General features: G+C 60.7%; 3 protein-coding genes and 1 tRNA gene. All 4 read left to right on the forward strand.

Going from position 1 to position 3,926, the window contains the following annotated elements; translation table 11 throughout:
• Positions 1–71: 71 nt before the first annotated feature.
• The 4 genes from purF (at position 72) to B7L09_RS28415 (ending at position 3,883) form a co-directional block, all read left to right on the forward strand.
• Positions 72–1,577, forward strand: coding sequence for an amidophosphoribosyltransferase (gene purF / locus B7L09_RS28400; protein WP_064453243.1), 1,506 nt, complete (start codon positions 72–74; stop codon positions 1,575–1,577).
• A 65-nt stretch (positions 1,578–1,642) separates the two neighbouring features.
• Positions 1,643–2,854 (forward strand): O-succinylhomoserine sulfhydrylase, encoded by a 1,212-nt coding sequence (locus tag B7L09_RS28405; protein ID WP_094471620.1) that lies wholly within the window; start codon positions 1,643–1,645, stop codon positions 2,852–2,854.
• Positions 2,851–3,627 carry an SDR family oxidoreductase gene (locus B7L09_RS28410; RefSeq protein WP_094471621.1) on the forward strand — a complete coding sequence of 259 codons (777 nt, stop codon included), beginning with the start codon at positions 2,851–2,853 and terminating at the stop codon, positions 3,625–3,627. The genes B7L09_RS28405 and B7L09_RS28410 overlap by 4 nt, the downstream gene beginning before the upstream one ends.
• Before the next feature lie 180 nt (positions 3,628–3,807).
• Positions 3,808–3,883, forward strand: a tRNA-Val gene (locus B7L09_RS28415).
• Positions 3,884–3,926: the final 43 nt, after the last annotated feature.

The raw sequence follows: 3,926 nt of genomic DNA on the forward strand, positions 1-3,926 counted from the left end.
CTCTTNCCGNCGGCCAAAACGCCTCAGTAAGCTGTGTTCAGTCAAGATTCATTAAGTAGGGGTTGCGTCGCATGTGTGGCATCGTCGGTATCGTCGGTAAGTCGAACGTCAATCAGGCGCTGTATGACGCGCTAACCGTCCTCCAGCACCGCGGCCAGGACGCTGCCGGTATTGTGACCAGCCACGACGGCCGGTTATTCCTGCGCAAGGACAATGGCCTGGTGCGTGACGTGTTCCATCAGCGTCACATGCAACGCCTCGTCGGGCACATGGGCATTGGCCATGTGCGTTACCCGACTGCCGGTAGCTCGACTTCGGCCGAAGCTCAACCGTTTTACGTCAACTCGCCTTACGGCATCACCCTGGCGCACAACGGTAATCTGACCAACGTTGAACAGCTGGCCAAAGAGATTTACGAATCTGACCTGCGCCACGTCAACACCAACTCCGACTCGGAAGTGTTGCTTAACGTGTTCGCTCACGAGCTGGCCCAGCGTGGCAAGTTGCAGCCCACCGAAGAAGACGTGTTCGCCGCCGTCACTGATGTGCACAACCGTTGCGTCGGCGGCTACGCGGTGGTGGCCATGATCACCGGTTATGGCATCGTCGGTTTCCGCGACCCCCACGGCATCCGCCCGATCGTGTTCGGCCAGCGTCACACTGACGAAGGCGTCGAGTACATGATTGCTTCCGAAAGTGTGTCCCTGGACGTGCTGGGCTTCACCCTGATCCGTGACCTGGCCCCGGGCGAAGCGGTGTACATCACCGAAGATGGCAAGCTGCACACCCGTCAGTGTGCTGTGGCGCCGAAACTCACCCCGTGCATCTTCGAACACGTCTACCTGGCGCGTCCGGATTCGATCATTGATGGCGTTTCGGTCTACAAGGCGCGTCTGCGCATGGGCGAGAAGCTGGCCGAGAAGATCCTGCGCGAGCGTCCAGAGCACGATATCGACGTGGTGATCCCGATTCCGGACACCAGCCGTACCGCTGCGCTGGAGCTGGCCAACCATCTAGGCGTCAAGTTCCGCGAAGGTTTCGTCAAGAACCGCTACATCGGCCGTACCTTCATCATGCCGGGCCAGGCAGCGCGCAAGAAGTCGGTCCGCCAGAAGCTCAACGCCATCGAGCTGGAATTTCGTGGCAAGAACGTGATGCTGGTGGACGACTCCATCGTGCGTGGCACCACGTGCAAGCAGATTATCCAGATGGCCCGCGAAGCCGGTGCGAAGAACGTGTACTTCTGTTCCGCCGCGCCTGCCGTGCGTTACCCGAACGTGTACGGTATCGACATGCCGAGCGCCCACGAACTGATCGCCCACAACCGTTCGACCCAGGACGTGGCCGACCTGATCGGCGCCGACTGGCTGATCTATCAGGACCTGCCGGACCTGATCGAAGCGGTCGGCGGTGGCAAGATCAAGATCGAACAGTTCGACTGCGCCGTGTTCGACGGCAAGTATGTGACCGGAGATGTCGATGAGGCTTACCTGAACAAAATCGAGCAGGCGCGTAACGACTCGTCGAAGATCAAGACCCAGGCGGTCAGCGCGATCATCGATCTGTACAACAACTGAGTAAACACCGGCCCTGAGGGGCCGGTTTTGTATCTTAAATAAAGAATTGAGTGAGGAGTGACAGCATGAGTCAGGATTGGGATGCCGGTCGGCTGGACAGCGACCTCGAAGGCGTAGCGTTCGATACCCTGGCCGTTCGCGCCGGTCAGCACCGCACGCCGGAAGGCGAACACGGTGATCCGATGTTCTTCACTTCAAGCTATGTATTCCGTACCGCCGCCGATGCGGCCGCACGCTTTGCCGGTGAAGTGCCGGGCAACGTTTATTCGCGCTACACCAACCCGACCGTGCGCGCGTTCGAAGAGCGCATTGCCGCGCTGGAAAGCGCCGAGCAAGCGGTCGCCACGGCCACCGGCATGGCGNCNATTCTGGCCGTGGTGATGAGCCTGTGCAGCGCGGGTGACCACGTGCTGGTGTCGCGCAGCGTATTCGGTTCGACCATCAGCCTGTTCGAGAAGTACTTCAAGCGCTTCGGTGTTGAAGTGGACTACGTGCCTCTGGCCGAACTTTCCGGCTGGGAGGCGGGAATCAAGGCCAACACCAAATTGCTGTTCGTCGAGTCGCCGTCCAATCCATTGGCAGAGTTGGTGGACATCGCCGNCTTGTCCGAAATAGCTCATGCCAAAGGCGCGATGCTGGTGGTCGATAACTGCTTCTGCACGCCTGCCTTGCAGCAGCCGTTGAAGCTTGGCGCAGACATCGTTGTGCACTCGGCCACCAAGTTCATCGATGGCCAGGGCCGTTGCATGGGCGGCGTGGTTGCTGGCCGCAGCGAACAGATGAAGGAAGTGGTGGGCTTCTTGCGTACCGCTGGCCCGAGCCTGAGCCCGTTCAACGCCTGGATCTTCCTCAAGAGTCTGGAGACCCTCAGCCTGCGCATGAAAGCCCATTGCGCCAATGCGCAGGCTTTGGCCGAGTGGCTGGAGCAGCAGGACGGTATCGAGAAGGTCCATTACGCTGGCCTCAAGAGCCATCCGCAGCACGAACTGGCCCTGCGTCAGCAGAAAGGTTTCGGTGCCGTGGTGAGTTTCGAGGTNAAGGGTGGCAAAGAAGGCGCCTGGCGCTTTATCGATGCGACGCGCTTGATCTCCATCACCGCCAACCTGGGTGACAGCAAAACCACTATTACTCACCCAGGCACCACTTCCCACGGTCGTCTGACCCCGCAAGAGCGTGAAGCGGCGGGCATCCGTGACAGCCTGATTCGCATCGCCGTGGGCCTGGAAGATGTCGCTGACCTGCAAGCCGATCTGGCACGCGGGTTGGCGGCCTTGTGATCGAGTTGGCGACGCCGGGTACCGGCACCCATGGCCGCGTTGCACTGGTCACCGGTGCCGCACGCGGCATCGGGTTGGGGATCGCGGCCTGGCTGATCAGCGAAGGCTGGCAGGTGGTGCTGACCGACCTTGATCGAGAGCGTGGTTCGAAAGTGACTAAAGTGCTGGGCGCAAACGCCTGGTTCATCGCCATGGACGTCTCGAACGAGAAACAAGTCGCCCAGGGCGTCGCCGAAGTGCTGGGCCAGTTCGGGCGCCTGGATGCGTTGGTGTGCAACGCGGCAGTGGCCGACCCGCGCAATATCACCCTGGAGAGCCTTGACCTGGCTTACTGGAACCGGGTGCTGGCGGTGAACCTCAGTGGGCCGATGCTGTTGGCCAAGCACTGTGCGCCGTATCTGCGCGCCCACGGCGGTGCCATCGTCAACCTGGCGTCGACCCGCGCCCGCCAGTCAGAGCCCGACACCGAAGCCTACGCGGCGAGCAAGGGCGGCCTGCTGGCCCTGACTCACGCCTTGGCCATGAGTCTNGGGCCAGANATGCGGGTTAACGCCGTGAGCCCTGGTTGGATCGATGCGCGTGATCCTGCCGCTCGGCGTGCCGAGCCATTGACCGATGCCGATCACGCCCAGCATCCGGCGGGCAGGGTGGGTACGGTTGAAGACGTGGCGGCGATGGTGGCGTGGTTGCTGTCGCGTCAGGCGGGGTTTGTCACCGGGCAGGAGTTTGTGGTCGATGGCGGCATGACCAAGAAGATGATTTACAGCGAGTAATCCAGCGGCGACCGGGCCAGCATTTGTGTTGGATGTGCCGCCGCCTTCGCGAGCAAGCCCGCTCCCANAGTAGNNNGTCTAGCCGTCTTGAAGCAATTTTGTCTTTTTCAGAAAAACTTCAAGCGGGCTATTGACTTAGGTCCGCTACCTGCGTAAATTTCGCGGCCTCAACGAAGCAAAGGGTGATTAGCTCAGCTGGGAGAGCATCTGCCTTACAAGCAGAGGGTCGGCGGTTCGATCCCGTCATCACCCACCACTTCTTGAGAGTTTTGCGNNAGCAAGANGGAAGCCNTTAAAAG

Source organism: Pseudomonas mandelii (genome assembly GCF_002251635.1).
In the GTDB taxonomy this organism is placed as follows: Bacteria; Pseudomonadota; Gammaproteobacteria; order Pseudomonadales; family Pseudomonadaceae; genus Aquipseudomonas; species Aquipseudomonas mandelii_B.